The organism is Shinella sp. BE166 (genome assembly GCF_051201095.1).
Taxonomy (GTDB): domain Bacteria; phylum Pseudomonadota; class Alphaproteobacteria; order Rhizobiales; family Rhizobiaceae; genus Shinella; species Shinella lacus.
In genome coordinates this window covers 59,372-76,496 of sequence record NZ_JBPEHL010000013.1, presented here as the reverse complement: position 1 = coordinate 76,496, position 17,125 = coordinate 59,372, and the positions used below count along the sequence as shown (strand labels likewise).

The window sequence follows — 17,125 nt, the reverse complement described above, 5'->3', positions numbered from 1 at the left end:
CTTGTTTGAATCGGATTTTTTAATTTTCGTGGGTCCTGTCAGGAGCCGCTTTCCTCGGTCTCGAACATCTGCAACGGCTGGCCCGGCATGATGGTGGAGATCGCGTGTTTGTACACGAGCTGCGAATGACCGTCGCGACGGAGCAGCACACAGAAATTGTCGAACGACGTGACAACCCCGGTCAGCTTGACCCCGTTGATGAGAAAGATCGTGAGAGAAATCTTTTGCTTGCGAACGGTATTAAGAAAAAGATCCTGCAGGTTCTGAGAACGTTCCGCCATCGCGCCGCTTCTTTCTGATTGCCGGCCCTTGAGACCGGTTGCCTGAAAATAAATTGTCCCCTTGCCCGGCAGAAACTGCCGGACCGTCGATTTTGGTATCAAATCGCAGTCTTCTCCGCAACGGCGAAAAAGGCTTCGCGGATTTTCTGCGCCGTCATGCCGGGATGCCCGTTGGCGATGGTCACGCCATCGACGGAAACGACCGGCAGGCAGATCGTCGTGGCGCCGGTGACGAAGATTTCCCGCGCTTCCAGCATCTCCGCGACAGAGAATCGACGCTCGGTAACCGGCAGGCCAAGCCTTTCCGCGACATCCATCAGCGTCATGCGGGTGATCCCACTAAGAATACCATGGTCCGCCGGCCGTGTAACGAGGTTCCCGGCCTTGTCGACGATCCAGAGATTCGTCGCGCCACCCTCGGTCACATTGCCCTCGCCGTCCACAAAAATCGCCTCCTGCGCCCCCGCCTCCTTCGCTTGCTGGCGTGCCAGAACGTTCGGCAGCAGGCCGACGGTCTTGATGTCCACCCGGCCCCAGCGGTTGTCCTCGACGGTGATCGCCTTGATTCCCGACGCATATTTTGCCGCATTCACCGCCGGGTTCAGGCTCTTGGCCGTAACGACCAGCGAGGCCCGCACCTCGGGCGACGGAAAGACGTGGTCGCGTTTTGCAACGCCGCGCGTCACCTGGAGATAGACCATGCCGTTGACGACATGATTGCGGCGCAGCACCTGCCGCATGATTCCCGAAAGTGCGGCGCGCGGCATCGGCGGGCGGATGCGGATTTCACCGAGCGAACGATCGAGCCGGTCGAGATGGCGCGTCAGGTCGACGATGTAGCCGCGCTGCACCTGGCAGACCTCGTAGACCGCGTCCGCGAAGACAAAGCCCCGGTCTTCGATATGCACCGCGGCATCGGCATGGCGGACATAACGGCCGTTGACATAGGCGATACGCGGCATCGGAGATCCTAGAAATACTGAATGCTGACGCGGAAGAGCTGCTCGACATGGCGCACGGCCGCAGCGGCAGCGAAAAGCACGACGCGGTCCTTCGCCTTGATCTTGGTGTTGCCGTCCGGCCGGATCACCGTCTTGTCGCGGTAGATCGCGCCGATGCGAATGCCCGGCGGCAGCTCGATCTCGCGCAGCGGCTTGCCGACGAGCGGCGAGGTTTCGAGCGCTTCGGCCTCGATCACCTCGGCAGAACCCTTCTGCACCGCATAGACCGAGCGGATGCGGCCCTTGCGGACATGTTGCAGGATGCCGGAGATCGTCACGGCGCGCGGATTGATATGCGCATCGATGCCGAGCGTCTTGGTGAAATCCTGGTAGCTCGGGTCGTTGATCAGGACGAGGTTCTGCTTGCAGCCGAGGCGCTTGGCCATCACGCTGCCCAGAATGTTGATCTGGTCGTTGTTGGTGAGCGCCACGATCAGGTCGGCATCCTGGATATCGGCCTGCAACAGCATCTTCTGATCGAGCGCCGAACCATGCAGCACGACGGTATTGCGCAGCTTGTCTGCGACCGCCACGGCACGCTCGCGGTCGTTCTCGATGATCTTCAGCCGGGTCTTCGGCTGGTAATCCTCGATCGCCTTGGCGACGAAATAGCCGATATTGCCGCCGCCGGCGATGACGATGCGGGCCGCCTCCTGCTCCTCATGGCCGAACAGCGCCAGCGTGCGCCGCACATGCCCCTTGTCGCAGACCACATAAGCGAGATCGCCGGAATGCAGCTGGTCGGAGGAATTCGGCACGAAGAGTTTTCCATTGGAAAAGATGCCGGTGACGGTGGCGTTCAGGTCCGGAAAGAGCTCGCTCAGCTGCTTCAGCGGCGTCTCGACGACCGGGCAATCCTCCATGCACTCGATCGCCACCATGACGATGCGGTCGTCGGCAAAGCGCACGACGTCCGTCGCACCCGGGAAGGAGATGCGCCGCAGCACCATCTTCCCCACTTCGACTTCCGGCGAGATGGTGACGTCGATGGGCAGGTTTTCGCGCGAAAACAGGTCGGAATATTCCGGCACCAGATAGCTTTGCGAGCGGATGCGCGCGATCTTGGTCGGCACGTTGAACAGTGAATGGGCCACCTGGCAGGCGACCATATTGATCTCGTCGAACAGCGTGACGGCGATCAGCATGTCCGCCTGGTCGGCGCCGGCCTTCGCCAGCACCTCCGGATGCGCGCCATGGCCGACGATGCCGCTGACATCCAGCGTCTCGGTAATAGCGGCGATCAGCGACGGCTGCGTGTCGATCACCGAGACGTCGTTGCCCTCTTCCGAGAGCCGCTCTGCGATACCGTAGCCGACGCGACCGGCGCCGCAGATGATGACCTTCATGCCCGAGAATCCCTCAAAACCCTGAGGGCCTTATACGCCAAGCGATTTCAGTTTGCGATGGAGCGCGGAACGTTCCATGCCGACGAATTCGGCCGTGCGGGAAATGTTGCCGCCGAAGCGGTTGATCTGGGCGATGAGATAGTCGCGTTCGAACATTTCGCGCGCCTCGCGCAGCGGCAGCGTCATGATGTGCTGGTCGCCCTGCGTCGAAATCTTCGGCAGCATATCGCCCACTTCCGTCGGCAGCATGTCGGCGGTGATCGCCGTGTCCGGACCGTCGCTGCGGGCGAGAATCATCAGCCGCTCGATATTGTTGCGCAACTGGCGGATATTTCCGGGCCAGTCGTGCGCCTGGAGAACGGCCAGCGCGTCGTCGCCGATTTTTCGCGCGCGGATGCCAGCCTGCTCGCTGATCTGGCGCATGAACATGTCGACGAGGAAGGGAATGTCCTCGCGCCGCTCGGCGAGCGGCGGCACGCGCACCGGCACCACGGCGAGACGGTGGTAGAGATCCTCACGGAAACCGCCCTCGGCGATTAGGCTTTCGAGATTGTAGGCGGTGGACGAGATGATGCGCACATCCACCTTCACCCGCTTCGAGCCGCCGACGCGCTCGAACTGCTGGTCGACCAGCACGCGCAGGATCTTGTTCTGCGTCTCGCGCGGCATCTCGCCGATCTCGTCGAGATAGAGGATGCCGCCGTGCGATTCCTCCAGCGCGCCCGTCTTGCGCGACTGGCCGGGCGTGCCCTCGGTGCCGAAGAGGGCAACCTCCATGCGCTCCGGCGTGATTGCCGCGGCGTTGAGCACCACAAACGGACCGGCCGCCCGAGTGGATTTGCGGTGGATCATTCGCGCCACCAGCTCCTTGCCAGACCCGGAGGGGCCGAGGATCATGATGCGGCTGTTGGTCGGTGAAACCTTGTCGATCGTCTGGCGCAGTTGCGAGACGGCGACGGAGGTGCCGATCAGCTCGGCCGGATCGCCGGAGCGCTTCTTCAGCTCCGTCACCTCGCGGCGCAGTTTCGAATTCTCCAGCGCCCGCTCGGCGATGAGAATCAAGCGGTCGGCCTTGAACGGCTTCTCGATGAAATCATAGGCGCCGCGGCGGATCGCCGAAACCGCGGTCTCGATATTGCCGTGACCGGAGATCATCACCACCGGCAGGTCGGGATGGCGGCTCTTGATCTCGTCGAGCAACGCCAGCCCGTCGAGCTTGCTGCCCTGCATCCAGATGTCGAGGAAGACGAGGCGCGGCACGCGGTCACTGATGGCGGCCAGCGCACTGTCGCTGTCAAAGGCCGTGCGCGTCTCATGGCCCTCGTCGGATAGAATGCCGGAGACGATCTCGCGAATGTCCTGTTCGTCGTCCACCACAAGAATATCAGACGCCATGGCTCACTTCCTTGCTCTTATTGTCTGCATCGACGGCCGCCGTTTCCTCGTAGGGCAGGATCACGCGGATCATCGCCCCATGGCCGTTGTCGAAATCCGCAGGCGCGTCATGCAGTTCCAGCTGCCCGCCATGGTCTTCGATAATCTTCTTCACGATGGCGAGGCCAAGCCCTGTGCCCTTGTCGCGCATCGTCATATAAGGTTCGAGAATCCGGTGCCGGTTCTCCATCGGCAAACCCTTGCCGTTGTCAATCACATCAACGACGAACCGCCGTCCTGCGTCGTCGGGCGTCGCCCGCACGAGGACCTTGCGCTCGTCGCGCGTCACGTCGGGCGGCAATGCCTCGATCGCCTCCACGGCGTTCTTGATGAGGTTGCCGAAAGCTTGGCCGAGCATGCGCGCATCAAACAGGCCTTCGAGCGGCTCTTCGCCAAAATCCTTGCGGAAGACGACGTGGTTGTTGCCCATCTCGCGCAGGAAAACCGCGTCCTTCAGGATGTTGCGCAGGTCCGACCGTTCCTTGGTCGGTTTCGGCATGCGCGCAAAAGCGGAGAATTCATCGACCATGCGGCCGATATCCTCGACCTGGCGCACGATCGTATCCGTACACTGGTCGAAGACCGCGCGGTCTTCCTGGTCGATCTGCTTGCCATAACGCCGGCGAATGCGCTCGGCGGAAAGCTGGATCGGCGTCAGCGGGTTCTTGATCTCGTGCGCGATGCGCCGCGCCACATCCGCCCAGGCGGTCGAGCGCTGCGCGATGACGAGATCGGTAATGTCGTCGATGGTCACGACGTAGGAATCCTTGGCGTCCTTCGCCTCTTCGCGCGTCACCTGCACGTTCAGCGTCCGCTCCTTGCCGCCATGCATGATGTTGATCTGCTTGCGGTAGTTGTTGCGGTGGCGGGTGGAGCCCTCCGCCAGCACGGCCGCGATTTCCGGCGCCACATCCGTCAGCGGCTGGCCGATCAGGTCATTGGCATTGCGCCCGAGCAGGATTTCGGCGGAAAGGTTGGCGATCGTCATGCGCCCGTCGTCCTCGACGCCGATGACGGCAGCCGTGACACCGGACAGCACCGCCTCGATGAAACGGCGGCGATGATCGACCTCGTCCTTCGCGTCGAGAATCTGGTCCTGCTGGGCGCGGATTTCCGCAATCATCTTATTGAAGGTGCGCGAAAGGTTACCGACGTCGCCATCCGCCGTGCGCACGGGCACGCTAACGTCGAGATTGCCGGATGCCACGCTGTCGGCAGCACCGATGAGCTGGCGGATCGGCCGCACGATACGGTCGGCGACCGCGATCGCCGTCCAGATCGCGGCCAAAAGCACGATCAGCGCGAAGCCGAGATAGAGCACGCCGAAGGCGATTTGCAATGTCGTGCGCCCGGCCTCCAGCGCCCGGTATTCCGCCGTGTTCTCCTCCATCAGCCGCATGGAGCGCATGACTTCCGGATCGACAGTGCGGATCGTGTAGAGGAAGGCGTCGGGAATGTTGTCGAGCTTGATGATGGCGCCGACCAGGTTGGTCGTGCCCGGCGGGATCAGCGTCGGCTGCCCGGCCGCGGACGCCTTCAGCGCATCCTCCGGCACCGCCGGCAGCGGATTTTCGATCTGAATGTTCGCCTGCAGAATCGTCGAGCCATCGGCTCGCAGAAGGAAGGCGCCGAGCATGTTGCGCCCGCGCGCCTGCCGCGTCATCAACTCGATGAAACCCGTGCGGTCGAGGCTGTAGAGCTGGCGGTTGCGGTCGAGGTCGTTGGCCATCGAGGCCGTTTGGCCCTGCAAATAGCTCGCATTTTCCAGCACATAGGCCTGCGCCACGTTGAGCGACGAACTGACGATCGACTGGGTGCGGATGGAGAACCAGCGGTCGAGGCCGACATCGAGCGTGATGGAGGCGAAGATCGCCACGAGCACCGCGGGCGTGATCGCGACGATGGAGAAGAGCGCCACGATGCGCACATGCAGCCGGGCAGCGGCACGGCCGCGGCTGCGGGCACGCAGCAGCCGCAAAATCTCGCGGCCGATCAGGAACATCAGGCCGACGATGAACACGGCATTGATCGCCGCCGAGGCGATGACGACATTGGCTTCCGGCTTGATCGGCGTCAGGCCGAGCAGGATGAACAGCGAGATCGTCGCGGCAACGAGCGCACCGCCCGCAAGCACCAGGCCCGGCAAGGCGAAGGAGGCGCGCCGGTCGGCGCCCGTTCCCTTCTCATTTCCGCTCGAAAGCAGGCTCACGCCGTCCGTCATCTGCCGCATCGCTTCCCCACCGTACACCCTGAAAAGGTGCCGGCGTTGTTCTCGTGTTTTGGGAGTAGCGCCGACCGCGCGAGGAACCGGCCGCTTGTCGCACCCGGATCCATGACGATCAGGCACGCGGACCTATTCGGCCGCAAAACCCCTCTGTTACCCTCAAGCAACAGATTGTGGCCAAAATGCAACGCCGCTTGCCGTTAAGTCAAGCAGAGCGCGAACTTCTGTACACAGATACACCCAGTTCGCGAATTTTCTTGCGCAACGTGTTGCGGTTGAGGCCAAGCAGGTCGGCGGCCTTGATCTGGTTGCCGCGCGTGGCGGTGAGCGCGGCCAGAATCAGCGGATATTCCACCTCGGCCAGCACGCGGTCATAGAGCCCGGCCGGCGGCAGCCCATCGCCAAAGCTTGAAAAGTACTGCCGCATGTTTTCCTCGACCGCCTGCGAGATGGAGAGCGAGCCGCCGCGCACCACGGTCTTTTCGATCGGGCTGTCGGGAATATCGGCGCGCAGTTCCGTCTCGATGATCTCGCGGGAGATGACATCCTGCGGATAGAGCGCGGTCAGCCGGCGCACGACGTTTTCCAGTTCGCGCACGTTGCCGGGCCAGGGATGCGCCTTCATCAGCTCCAGCGCCTCCTGGTCGAAGCGCTTGGCGTCGAGCCCCTCCTTCTCGGCCTGCTGCACGAAATGGCGCACGAGATCGGGAATATCCTCCGCCCGGTCGCGCAGTGGCGGCAGGCGCAGCGGCACGACGTTCAGGCGGTAATACAGGTCTTCGCGGAAAAGGCCCTGGTTGATCGACTGCTTCAGGTCCTTGTTGGTCGCCGCCACGATGCGCACGTCGGTGCGGATGGGCGTGCGGCCGCCGACGGTGGTGTATTCGCCCTGCTGGAGCACGCGCAAAAGCCGGGTCTGCGCATCCATCGGCATGTCGCCAATCTCGTCGAGAAACAGCGTGCCGCCCTCGGCCTGCTCGAAGCGGCCGGTCGAGCGTGTCTGCGCACCGGTGAAGGCGCCTTTCTCGTGACCGAACAGTTCCGATTCGATGAGGTCGCGCGGGATCGCCGCCATGTTGATCGCAACGAACGGGCCGTTGCGGCGCTTGCCGTAGTCGTGCAGCGCGCGGGCGACGAGTTCCTTGCCGGTGCCCGATTCGCCGGTGATCATCAGCGTCAGGTCCGTCTGCATGAGACGGGCGAGCACGCGGTAGATTTCTTGCATCGCCGCCGAGCGGCCGACGAGCGGCATGCCGTCCTGCGTATCGTCGTCGAGGCGGGCGGGCTTGCGCTTCGGCTCGGAAAGCGCCCGGCCGATGATCGCGATCAGTTCGGTGAGGTCGAAGGGCTTCGGCAGGTAGTCGTAGGCGCCCTTCTCCGAAGCCTTGATCGCCGTCATGAAGGTGTTTTGCGCACTCATCACCAGCACTGGCAGGTCCGGCCTCGCCTTCTTGATGCGCGGCAATAGGTCGAAGGCGTTTTCGTCCGGCATCACGACGTCGGTGACGACGATGTCGCCCTCGCCGGCTGCAATCCAGCGCCAGAGCGTCGCAGCGTTGGAGGTAATGCGCACGTCATATCCGGCGCGGCTCAGTGCCTGATTGAGAACCGTGCGGATCGCGGCATCGTCATCGGCAACGAGGACTGTGGCGCCTGTCATCAGATATGTCCTTTGGTCTTGGGAAAGTCGTCGTCTTCGCTGACGCCGCGCGACGCCGGCATCAGCACGCGGAAGGTGGTGCGGCTACCCTGGCTGTCGCATTCCACGATGCCGCCATGGCCGCCGATGATTTTTGCAACGAGCGCCAGGCCGAGGCCGGAGCCGTTGGTCTTGGTCGTGATGAAGGGATCGAAGAGATGCGGCAGCAGGTCCGACGGCACGCCCGGCCCGTTGTCATGCACGCAGAATTCCAGCGGCAGCGAGATCTTTTCCCGCGTGCCGGCCACCGAAAGCCGGATGCCCGGCCGATAGGCTGTGGTGAGCTGGATTTCGCCGTCCGGCCGGTCGCCGATCGCTTCCGACGCGTTCTTGATGAGGTTCAGGAAGACCTGCACGAGCTGGTCGCGGTTGGCGAAGACCGGCGGCAGCGACGGATCGTAAAGCTCGGTGATCTTGATGTTGCGCGCAAACCCCGCCCGGGCGACGACCTTCACATGGTCGAGTACGGCATGGATGTTGAGCGGCACGCGATCGACCGGCCGCTCGTCGGAAAACACCTCCATGCGATCGACCAGCGAGACGATGCGGTCGGTCTCCTCGCAGATCAGCCGCGTCAGCGCGCGATCCTCGTCGATGACGGACGTCTCCAGAAGCTGCGCCGCGCCGCGAATGCCGGACAGCGGGTTCTTGATCTCGTGCGCCAGCATGGAGGCAAGCCCCGTCACCGAGCGTGCAGCACCCCGATGGGTCAATTGCCGGTCGATCTTGTCCGCCATGGAGCGTTCCTGGATGACGATCACCACCGAACCCGGCTCGGTCGTCACCGGCGCCACATAGATATCGACGAGCTTTTCCGCCCCCAGCCGCGGCGAGGAGAGGTCGACGCGATATTCGCTGACCGGCGCCTTGCGCTCGCGCACCTGGTCGATCAGCGTCAGGAGCGGGCTGCCGAAGGGAATGACGGTGGAGACGTTGTGGCGGGCGAGATGGCTGGCGCTCGCGCCGAAAAACGATTCGGCCTCCCAATTGGCAAAGGCGATGAGGCCGCTCGCATCGACGAGGATCACCGGATTCTGGATGGCATTGAGCACGGCGAGCGCCAGTTCGGGTGCTGCGGCATGCGGCTCTCCGGTCTTTCCCGTCATGCAGCCTCCCCGAGTTTTGCGGCTTCAGCACCGCGCAGCGCGGACGCCAGGCGGTCGGCGACGACATCGCTGTCGCGTGCCGTCATGATCTCCGCCTTTGCCGCGCCTGGCAGGCCCGGCGCAAAACGCTCCAGATACCAGCCGACATGTTTTCGCGCATGGCGCAGCCCCGCCTCGACGCCGTAGAAATCGAGCATCATGCGGTAGTGCTCCACCGCCACCGCAGCAATCTCTTCGGTCGATGGATGCGCGCACGCGCCGGCAAGCACCGCGGGATGCCAAGGCCGACCCTGCGCCGAGCGGCCGAGCATCACGGCATCGGCCCCGGAACGCCGCAGTATCTCCTCAGCGTCCGCCGCCGTTTCCACATCGCCGTTCGCGACGAGCGGGATCGAAAGAACATCGCGAACCGCGCGGATCGCGTACCAGTCTGCCCGGCCTTCGTAGAACTGCATGCGCGTGCGCCCGTGCACCGTGATCATCGCCGCACCCGCCGCCTCGGCGCGCTGGGCGATATGCGGCGCATTGATCGAATCGTGATCCCAGCCAAGCCGCATCTTCACCGTCACCGGCACCTTCACCGCGTTGACGGTCGCCTCGATCAGGCCCAGCGCGTGGTCCGGATCGCGCATCAGCGCGGAACCGGAATAGCCGCCGATCACCTTCTTGGCGGGGCAGCCCATATTGATGTCGATGATATCGGCGCCCTCGCCCTCGGCGATCTTCGCCGCTTCCGCCATCCAATGCGCCTCGCGGCCGGCAAGCTGCACCATATGCGGCCGGATGCCGCAATTGCGGATGCGCGACCAGCTTTCGCGCGCGTTCAGCGCCAGTTCGCGGCTCGCCACCATCTCCGTCACCACCAGCCCCGCGCCAAACCGCCAGGCGAGATCGCGGAACGGCAGGTCCGTCACGCCAGAAATCGGCGCCAGCACGACCCGGTTCCGGAGGGTCCGGCCGCCGATCGCAAGGGGCGCTGACAGGGTGGGGATCGTCAAATGCTCATCCTTCAAGCAGGTCATCTCTCTGCACTATTTTTAGCCATTGTTGTCGTTCTTGCCAAGCCGCAATCACATCGGACCGCAATTTTCCGCAGGACGCTGGAATTGCGCCTTCCTTCCGGCTAAACCAACCAAAACGCTTTGAAATGGGAGATGTAGAACCGAAATGCTGGCGGAAAAGACGCTATCCTGCGGCGTGGTGATCGTTGCCGCCGGGCGCGGCGAGCGGGCGGGCAGCCACGCCGAAGGCCCCAAGCAGTACCGCCGCATCGGCGGAAGGCCGGTCATCTCCCATACGCTCGATCTCTTTGTCAATTGGCAGCCGGCCCGGCGTATCGTGGTCGTGATACACAAGGATGACGAGGCGCTGTTCGAGACGGCCCGCGCCGCCGCCCTCCCCGCCGGCGACCGCCTTACCGTCGTACACGGCGGCGCGACGCGCCAGCAATCCGTGCTCGCCGGCCTCGAAGCGCTCGCCGACGAGGACATCACCCACGTCCTTATCCAGGATGCCGTGCGCCCCTTCGTCGAGCCCGCCATCCTGGAGCGTACGCTAATCGCCTTCCACAACGGCGCGCGTGCCGTGCTGCCCGCCGTCGCCGTGGCCGATACGCTGAAGCGCGCGGATGCCAACGGTAATGTCGCCGAAACGGTCTCGCGCTCCGGCCTCTTCGCCGCCCAGACGCCGCAATCCTTCCACTTCGCGACGATCCTCGAAGCCCACCGCCGCGCAAGCGTCTCCGGCCACAGCGATTTTACCGACGACGCCGCCATTGCCGAATGGGCGGGCGTGCGCGTGCATCTCGTCGAAGGCAGCGCCGGCAACGTCAAGCTTACATTGCAGAAGGATATCGCCATGGCCGACCAGCGCCTTTCCCACGGCCTGCCGGATGTGCGCACCGGCAACGGCTACGACGTGCACCAGCTCGTCGAAGGCGACGGCGTGACGCTCTGCGGCATCTTCATTGCGCACGACCAGAAGCTCTCCGGCCATTCCGACGCCGACGTGGCGCTGCATGCGCTGACCGACGCCCTGCTCGCCACCTGCGGCGCAGGCGATATCGGCGACCATTTTCCGCCGTCCGACATGCAGTGGAAGGGCGCCGCCTCGCGCATCTTCCTCGAACACGCCGCGGCTATCGTGCGCAAGAACGGCGGCACGATCATGAATGCCGACGTCTCGCTGATCGCCGAAGCCCCAAAAATCGGCCCGCACCGCGAGACGATGCGCAAAAACCTTTCCGACATGCTCGGCATCTCGCTCGATCGCTGTTCGGTCAAGGCCACGACCAACGAGAAGATCGGCTTCGTCGGCCGGCGCGAGGGCATTGCGGCCATCGCCACCGCGACCGTCGTCTACAGGGGAACCGACGCATGAGCATCTGGCCGAAGGACATCGAAGACACCGCCCGCGGCATCGTCGCCGATTTCACCGAGCGCAAGCTCTTGATCGCCACCGCCGAATCCTGCACGGCGGGCCTCATTGCCGGCGCCATCACCGAAATCTCCGGCTCGTCCAGCGTCTTCGACCGCGGCTTCGTCACCTATTCCAACGAGGCGAAGCGCGAGATGATCGGCGTCGCCAACGCGACGCTGAAGGCGCACGGCGCCGTCTCACGAGAGACCGCCCTCGAAATGGCCCAGGGCGCCATCGGAAACTCCGGCGCCAACATCTCCGTCGCCGTCACCGGCATCGCCGGCCCCGGCGGCGGCACGGAGGAAAAACCGGTCGGCCTCGTCCACCTCGCCGCCGCGCGCACTGGCTACGAGACGCTGCATCGGGAAATGCGCTACGGCGATATCGGCCGCAGCGCCGTCCGGCTTGCGACGGTGCGCACCGCGCTGGAAATGCTGATCGAGATATCGCAGGGTTAATTCGGGCAGAGCGAATAGATGTTCATGGCGAAATTCGCCTCATAGAGCGCCGTGTCTCCCCAGAAGGCCTGGCCCGCTGGAAAATTCTTCGCGAGGAACGCATCGACGAGCGCCCTCTGCTTTTCGGCGAGCGCTTTGTACTCCGGTGTCTTGCGCTTTTCGCTCACGCATTTCGTGAAATCCGGTATGGGGCTTGACCGCTCCACGAAAAGCGCCTCGAAATCGCTGGAACTCAAGGCCTTGCCGATCTCGACAGCACCGATCTTGCGGGCCGCCTGTGCGGACAGCACGATATCGAACGTCTCGACATGGAAGAAATCACCGAGGCGCCGGTCCTCGTCGCCGAGTTCAGCCCCCTCGACGGTGTAGGCCTTGCCGACAAGCTTGTAGCCGCTCACCTCGAAGGCTAGACGCGCCGAGACCTTCACTTTCAGCGCCTTCTCGCGCTCCGGCTTCTGGTCCTTGAAGAGCGGAGGCTGCAGCGTCTCCGTGTCCACGATGCGCATTTCGCCGCCGACGTCGATCGCCGCCGGATCGGATGAATAAGCATGGCGCGCGTTGTAGAAGGCCAGCATTTCCGCTTCGCGGGTGGGGAAGAAGGCGCGATCCAGATAAACCGGATTTCGAGGCAAGCCATCCTCTCTGCCCTGGATTGTCATCTTCACATCCGGCCCGATACGATAACTGCCGGCGAGCGGCCGGTTCTGTTCGTCGAGAAGAAGAATGTAGTCTCCCGGCGCTTCCTGCGCGGCCGCAGGCGTGCAGATGAAGGCGATCAGGACGAAGGGAGCGAACCGGGTGATCATGCCCCGGTAACGGACGAGCCGATCGAAAAATTCAGCCGGCAGTATAGATCGCCGCCGCCCGCTTTTCGAAAGCGTCGGTGAACATGCGGAAGGCGCGGTCGAACATCGAGCCCATCAGCGCGCCGAGAATGCGGCTCTTGAACTCGTAGTCGATGAAGAAATGCACGTTGCAGCCGCCATCCGGCAGCGGCTCGAAACGCCAGCGGTTGTCGAGATAGCGGAACGGCCCGTCGAGATATTTGACATCGATCGCGCGCTCCGCCCGGTTGAACAGCACCTGCGTGGTAAAGGTCTCGCGGATCGCCTTGTAACCGACCGTCATGTCCGCGACGAGCAGTTCCTTGCCGTCGCGCTCCTTGCGCGAGCGCACGGCGAGCCCCTCGCAGAGTGGCAGGAACTCCGGATAGCGCTCGACATCGGCGATGAGGTCGAACATCTGGTCGGGCGTATGGGGAACCGGGCGGCGCGTTTCGAACTGAGGCATGGAGGGCCAATTAAGCGGGAGCGCCCAGAAGATCAAGAAGACAGCGCATTTCCGCGTGGCTTTTCAGCTGCAAAACCGGAACGTCCGGCCCATGCCTTTGCAACTGCAGGAGAATTTGTGGCACCGTGCGCTTCTCGAAATTCCAGATATACGACAGGAATTCTCTGTCGGGTATTTGTTCGAGACAACCTTCGGCCATCTCCGGTCGGGTTTTGCCGGAATACCGGAAACCTCGCCTCGTCACGCCAAGCAGACATCTCCAGCGAGGAAGGCGGACCCAGATCACCATATTCGTGCGCGGCAGTCTCAAATCGAACGTCGATTGTCCGGTCCCATCCATGAGCCAGCGCGGTCGCGCGACCGTCTCCGTGATCAGCACCCTCTCTTCGGCCTTGTCGCGCTTCACCCAGCCCGGCAACCAGTAGAAATCACGGTCCATTGAGACATAGGGTAAACCAAGACGTTCGCACAGGCGGTTTGACAGCGTGCTTTTCCCGCCACCCGAGCACCCGATGACCAGAACACGGTGGGCAGACTTCAGCCGCTCTGCTGCTTCCTCGATCGAAACATAAACCGTCATCGCCACCCCCCGAAACGAAAAGCCCCGCCTTCTTGCGGGACGGCGGGGCTTAAAGGAAGGTGGCGGAAAAGTCTATTCCGCGGCAGCCAGAACCTTGCGCTCGCGGGCGGCGCGAAGCCTTGCGAAATCGTCGCCGGCATGGTGCGAGGAACGCGTCAGCGGGCTCGACGAGACCATCAGGAAGCCCTTGCTGTAGGCGACGGTCTCATAGGACTTGAATTCCTCCGGCGTCACAAAGCTCATGACGGCGTGGTGCTTGCGCGTCGGCTGGAGATACTGGCCGATGGTGAGGAAGTCGACATCGGCGGTGCGCAGGTCGTCCATCAGCTGGAGCACTTCGTTGCGCTCCTCGCCGAGGCCCACCATGATGCCCGACTTGGTGAACATGGTCGGGTCCAGTTCCTTCACGCGCTGCAACAGGCGGACGGAATGGAAGTAGCGCGCACCCGGACGAACCGTCAGGTAATTGCCCGGCACAGTCTCCATATTGTGGTTGAAAACGTCCGGCTTGGCGGCGACGACGCGCTCCAAAGCACCGGGCTTCTTCAGGAAGTCGGGCGTCAGGATTTCGATCGTCGTCAGCGGCGAAGCGGCACGGATTGCCCAGATCACCTTCTCGAAGTGCTCGGCACCGCCGTCGGCGAGGTCGTCGCGATCCACCGAGGTGATGACGACGTGCGACAGGCCCATCTGCTTGACGGCCTTGGCGACGTTTTCCGGCTCCGCCATGTCGAGGGCGTTCGGCTTGCCTGTCGCCACGTTGCAGAAGGCGCAGGCACGGGTACAGATCTCGCCCATGATCATGAAGGTGGCGTGTTTCTTGTCCCAGCACTCGCCGATGTTCGGGCAGCCCGCCTCTTCGCACACCGTCACCAGCTTGTGGGAACGCACGAGATCGCGCGTCTCCTGGTAGCCCTTGGAAACCGGCGCGCGCACGCGAATCCATTCCGGCTTGCGCAGCACTTCCGTGTCCGGCCGGTTGGCCTTTTCCGGATGGCGCACCCGCTTGGCATCGGGCGAAGGATTTGTGCGGTCGAGAATCGTGACCATGTCGTTTCCACTTTCCTGGCGGGCTCAAGCGCCTGCCCTGCGGACCCTGAAAGAGTGAGCCCGCCTCATGTGGAGGCGGGCTTTAGCACGTTCAAGCGTTCAGCGCACGCCCATAGGCATCCAGCACGCTTTCCTTCAGCGTTTCGGAAATCGTCGGATGCGGGAAGATCGTGTGCATCAGCTCTTCCTCGGTCGTTTCGAGGTTCATAGCGATGACGAAACCCTGGATCAGCTCGGTGACTTCCGCGCCGACGAGGTGCGCGCCGAGCAGTTCACCGGTCTTCTTGTCGAAGATCGTCTTGACGAGGCCCTGGTCTTCGCCGAGCGCAATGGCCTTGCCGTTGGCGACGAAGGGGAAGCGGCCGACGCGGATGTCGCGGCCCTGTTCCTTTGCCTTGGCTTCCGTGAGGCCAACCGAGGCGACCTGCGGATGGCAATAGGTGCAGCCCGGAATCTTGGACTTGTCCATCGGGTGCACGTTCGGCAGGCCGGCGATCTTCTCGATGCAGATGACGGCCTCGTGCTCCGCCTTGTGGGCGAGCATCGGGGGACCTGCGACGTCGCCGATCGCGTAGATGCCCGGCACGTTCGTCTTGCCGTAGCCGTCGATGGCGATGAAGCCGCGGTCGGTCTTCACGCCGATCGTTTCGAGACCGATATTTTCCACGTTGGCCTGCACGCCGACAGCCGAAATCATACGGTCGGCGGTGATCTTCTCGACCTTGCCGTCCTTCATCTCGACATGGGCGGTGATCGAGTTGGCGCCCTTCTCCACCTTGGTGACCTTGGCCTCCAGATGGATCTTCATGCCCTGCTTTTCGAACTGCTTCTTGGCGAGCGCGGAGATTTCCGCATCCTCGACCGGCATCACCGTCTTCATCACTTCTACCACCGTCACATCGACGCCGAGCGTGCGGTAGAAGGAGGCGAACTCGATGCCGATGGCGCCCGAGCCCATGACGAGCAGCGACTTCGGCATTTCCTCCGGTTTCATTGCTTCGAAATAGGTCCAGATCAGCTTGCCATCCGGCTCGATGCCCGGCAGTGCGCGCGGACGTGCGCCAGTCGCGATGACAATGTGCTTTGCGGTGTAGGTGCCTTCCGGCAGCACGTTCTTCGGCAGCGGCGCCTGCGGCTGCTGGATGGCCTTCGTCGTCTTGGACACGACGATCTCGCCGGGTTTGGTGATCTTGGCTTCACCCCAGATGATGTCGACCTTGTTCTTCTTCATCAGGAAGCCGACGCCGCCGTTCATGCGCTGGGCAATGCCGCGCGAGCGGGCGACGATCGCCTTCAGGTCCGGCGTCACCGAGCCTTCGATCTTGATGCCGTAATCGCCCGGATGCTGGGCGTAATGGAAGATCTCGGCCGAGCGCAGCAGCGCCTTGGTCGGAATGCAGCCCCAGTTGGAGCAGATGCCGGCGAGGTGCTCGCGCTCGACGATGGCCGTCTTCAGGCCCAACTGGGCGGCGCGGATCGCGGCGATATAGCCGCCCGGACCCGAACCGATAACGATGACGTCGTAAGTCTGAGCCATGTCGTTTCCTGCCTTGTCTCTCGCGCGGGCCAAACGCCGCGTCTCTTGTTCTCTTCGTTTACAATCCGAGCATCATGCGCACGACGGGCTCCAGCCCGCGGCCAATCGCCCGCGTGTTTTCCGCATCGAGATGCACGCCGTCGAGCGGCGTCGTCTGCGCCACCGAACCGGCATCGAAGAAGCCGCAGCCGGTCTCGTCCGCAAGGTCCGCATACAGCGTCGCCAGCATCGCCGATTGCTCGACGCCGCCGGCAAACATCGCCGCGAAAGCGGTGTTCGCCGTCTCGCAGATCGGCGGCGGCGAGACGAGCAGGATCTCCGGCCCCTCCTGCCCGCCGAACGACCAAGCATGGTGGCGCACCAGATCCACCAGCCGCTCCATGCCCTGCACCGCGCCGAAGGCCGTGCCGCAGATCGTGGGCTTCATGTCATTGGCGCCGAGCAGGATGATCACGAGATCGATCGGGTCGTGGCTGTGCAGGATCGTCGGCAGGATGCGCGCGCCATTGCGGTCGCAGTCCGCCAGGTGATCGTCATAGGCGGTGGTGCGGCCATTCAGGCCCTCGGCAATGACGGTGACCTCCGGCCCCAGCGCCTTGGCGAGCACGCTCGGCCAGCGATCCTCGAAGGAATGCCGGTCGAGCGTTTCCGCACTGTAGCCCCAGGTGAGACTATCGCCGTAGCAGAGAACCGTTTTCATG

The 17,125-nt window shown here is 63.4% G+C and carries 16 protein-coding genes; 2 read left to right on the top strand and 14 right to left on the bottom strand.

Features of this window, described 5'->3' with window-relative positions; translation table 11 throughout:
* Positions 1-38 precede the first annotated feature (38 nt).
* From hfq to dusB, 8 genes are all read right to left on the bottom strand, one after another.
* Positions 39-281, bottom strand: a complete 243-nt coding sequence (gene hfq, locus J2Y63_RS25970; RefSeq protein ID WP_023514954.1) for an RNA chaperone Hfq — start codon at positions 279-281, stop codon at positions 39-41.
* Between the two features lie 98 nt (positions 282-379).
* Positions 380-1,243 carry a D-amino-acid transaminase gene (locus J2Y63_RS25965; protein WP_435268444.1) on the bottom strand — a complete coding sequence of 288 codons (864 nt, stop codon included), beginning with the start codon at positions 1,241-1,243 and terminating at the stop codon, positions 380-382.
* 8 nt (positions 1,244-1,251) lie between these two features.
* A complete protein-coding gene (gene trkA, locus J2Y63_RS25960) occupies positions 1,252-2,628 on the bottom strand; it encodes a Trk system potassium transporter TrkA (protein ID WP_435268443.1) in 1,377 nt (458 codons plus the stop codon).
* A 30-nt stretch (positions 2,629-2,658) separates the two neighbouring features.
* Positions 2,659-4,023 carry a sigma-54-dependent transcriptional regulator gene (locus J2Y63_RS25955; protein WP_435268442.1) on the bottom strand — a complete coding sequence of 455 codons (1,365 nt, stop codon included), beginning with the start codon at positions 4,021-4,023 and terminating at the stop codon, positions 2,659-2,661.
* On the bottom strand, positions 4,013-6,283 hold the full coding sequence (locus J2Y63_RS25950) for an ATP-binding protein (RefSeq protein ID WP_435268502.1): 2,271 nt from the start codon (positions 6,281-6,283) through the stop codon (positions 4,013-4,015). The genes J2Y63_RS25955 and J2Y63_RS25950 overlap by 11 nt, the downstream gene beginning before the upstream one ends.
* A 208-nt stretch (positions 6,284-6,491) precedes the next feature.
* On the bottom strand, positions 6,492-7,946 hold the full coding sequence (gene ntrC / locus J2Y63_RS25945; protein ID WP_256115862.1) for a nitrogen regulation protein NR(I): 1,455 nt from the start codon (positions 7,944-7,946) through the stop codon (positions 6,492-6,494).
* Positions 7,946-9,091, bottom strand: coding sequence for a two-component system sensor histidine kinase NtrB (locus J2Y63_RS25940; RefSeq protein WP_435268441.1), 1,146 nt, complete (start codon positions 9,089-9,091; stop codon positions 7,946-7,948). The genes ntrC and J2Y63_RS25940 overlap by 1 nt, the downstream gene beginning before the upstream one ends.
* Complete coding sequence (gene dusB, locus J2Y63_RS25935; protein WP_435268440.1) at positions 9,088-10,113, bottom strand: tRNA dihydrouridine synthase DusB; 1,026 nt, start codon at positions 10,111-10,113, stop codon at positions 9,088-9,090. The genes J2Y63_RS25940 and dusB overlap by 4 nt, the downstream gene beginning before the upstream one ends.
* 145 nt (positions 10,114-10,258) lie before the next feature.
* Between dusB and J2Y63_RS25930 the strand changes: the two genes are divergently transcribed.
* Entirely contained in the window at positions 10,259-11,470 is a 1,212-nt protein-coding gene (locus tag J2Y63_RS25930) for a bifunctional 2-C-methyl-D-erythritol 4-phosphate cytidylyltransferase/2-C-methyl-D-erythritol 2,4-cyclodiphosphate synthase (RefSeq protein WP_435268439.1), read from the top strand.
* Positions 11,471-11,472: 2 nt separating this feature from the next.
* A complete protein-coding gene (locus J2Y63_RS25925) occupies positions 11,473-11,967 on the top strand; it encodes a CinA family protein (RefSeq protein WP_435268501.1) in 495 nt (164 codons plus the stop codon).
* Here the strand turns inward: J2Y63_RS25925 and J2Y63_RS25920 are convergent.
* The 6 genes from J2Y63_RS25920 to J2Y63_RS25895 all read right to left on the bottom strand — a co-directional run bounded on the left by J2Y63_RS25920 (position 11,964) and on the right by J2Y63_RS25895 (position 17,124).
* Entirely contained in the window at positions 11,964-12,773 is an 810-nt protein-coding gene (locus J2Y63_RS25920) for a hypothetical protein (protein ID WP_435268438.1), read from the bottom strand. The genes J2Y63_RS25925 and J2Y63_RS25920 overlap by 4 nt on opposite strands.
* Positions 12,774-12,804: 31 nt before the next feature.
* Positions 12,805-13,257 (bottom strand): type II toxin-antitoxin system RatA family toxin, encoded by a 453-nt coding sequence (locus tag J2Y63_RS25915; RefSeq protein WP_435268437.1) that lies wholly within the window; start codon positions 13,255-13,257, stop codon positions 12,805-12,807.
* Positions 13,258-13,267: 10 nt separating this feature from the next.
* A complete protein-coding gene (locus tag J2Y63_RS25910) occupies positions 13,268-13,837 on the bottom strand; it encodes an AAA family ATPase (RefSeq protein ID WP_435268436.1) in 570 nt (189 codons plus the stop codon).
* 72 nt (positions 13,838-13,909) lie between these two features.
* On the bottom strand, positions 13,910-14,887 hold the full coding sequence (lipA, locus tag J2Y63_RS25905; protein ID WP_256115855.1) for a lipoyl synthase: 978 nt from the start codon (positions 14,885-14,887) through the stop codon (positions 13,910-13,912).
* A 91-nt stretch (positions 14,888-14,978) separates the two neighbouring features.
* A complete protein-coding gene (lpdA, locus tag J2Y63_RS25900; RefSeq protein ID WP_435268435.1) occupies positions 14,979-16,424 on the bottom strand; it encodes a dihydrolipoyl dehydrogenase in 1,446 nt (481 codons plus the stop codon).
* Positions 16,425-16,482: 58 nt separating this feature from the next.
* On the bottom strand, positions 16,483-17,124 hold the full coding sequence (locus tag J2Y63_RS25895) for an SGNH/GDSL hydrolase family protein (protein ID WP_435268434.1): 642 nt from the start codon (positions 17,122-17,124) through the stop codon (positions 16,483-16,485).
* Between the last annotated feature and the right edge of the window lies 1 nt (position 17,125).

What these genes read in the sequence shown, in the direction of transcription:
- hfq (WP_023514954.1), bottom strand. Translation starts at nt 281, where the DNA reads ATGGCGGAACGTTCTCAGAACCTGCAGGATCTTTTTCTTAATACCGTT.
- J2Y63_RS25965 (WP_435268444.1), bottom strand. Translation starts at nt 1,243, where the DNA reads ATGCCGCGTATCGCCTATGTCAACGGCCGTTATGTCCGCCATGCCGAT.
- trkA (WP_435268443.1), bottom strand. Translation starts at nt 2,628, where the DNA reads ATGAAGGTCATCATCTGCGGCGCCGGTCGCGTCGGCTACGGTATCGCA.
- J2Y63_RS25955 (WP_435268442.1), bottom strand. Translation starts at nt 4,023, where the DNA reads ATGGCGTCTGATATTCTTGTGGTGGACGACGAACAGGACATTCGCGAG.
- J2Y63_RS25950 (WP_435268502.1), bottom strand. Translation starts at nt 6,283, where the DNA reads ATGACGGACGGCGTGAGCCTGCTTTCGAGCGGAAATGAGAAGGGAACG.
- ntrC (WP_256115862.1), bottom strand. Translation starts at nt 7,946, where the DNA reads ATGACAGGCGCCACAGTCCTCGTTGCCGATGACGATGCCGCGATCCGC.
- J2Y63_RS25940 (WP_435268441.1), bottom strand. Translation starts at nt 9,091, where the DNA reads ATGACGGGAAAGACCGGAGAGCCGCATGCCGCAGCACCCGAACTGGCG.
- dusB (WP_435268440.1), bottom strand. Translation starts at nt 10,113, where the DNA reads ATGACCTGCTTGAAGGATGAGCATTTGACGATCCCCACCCTGTCAGCG.
- J2Y63_RS25930 (WP_435268439.1), top strand. Translation starts at nt 10,259, where the DNA reads ATGCTGGCGGAAAAGACGCTATCCTGCGGCGTGGTGATCGTTGCCGCC.
- J2Y63_RS25920 (WP_435268438.1), bottom strand. Translation starts at nt 12,773, where the DNA reads ATGATCACCCGGTTCGCTCCCTTCGTCCTGATCGCCTTCATCTGCACG.
- J2Y63_RS25915 (WP_435268437.1), bottom strand. Translation starts at nt 13,257, where the DNA reads ATGCCTCAGTTCGAAACGCGCCGCCCGGTTCCCCATACGCCCGACCAG.
- J2Y63_RS25910 (WP_435268436.1), bottom strand. Translation starts at nt 13,837, where the DNA reads ATGACGGTTTATGTTTCGATCGAGGAAGCAGCAGAGCGGCTGAAGTCT.
- lipA (WP_256115855.1), bottom strand. Translation starts at nt 14,887, where the DNA reads ATGGTCACGATTCTCGACCGCACAAATCCTTCGCCCGATGCCAAGCGG.
- lpdA (WP_435268435.1), bottom strand. Translation starts at nt 16,424, where the DNA reads ATGGCTCAGACTTACGACGTCATCGTTATCGGTTCGGGTCCGGGCGGC.
- J2Y63_RS25895 (WP_435268434.1), bottom strand. Translation starts at nt 17,124, where the DNA reads ATGAAAACGGTTCTCTGCTACGGCGATAGTCTCACCTGGGGCTACAGT.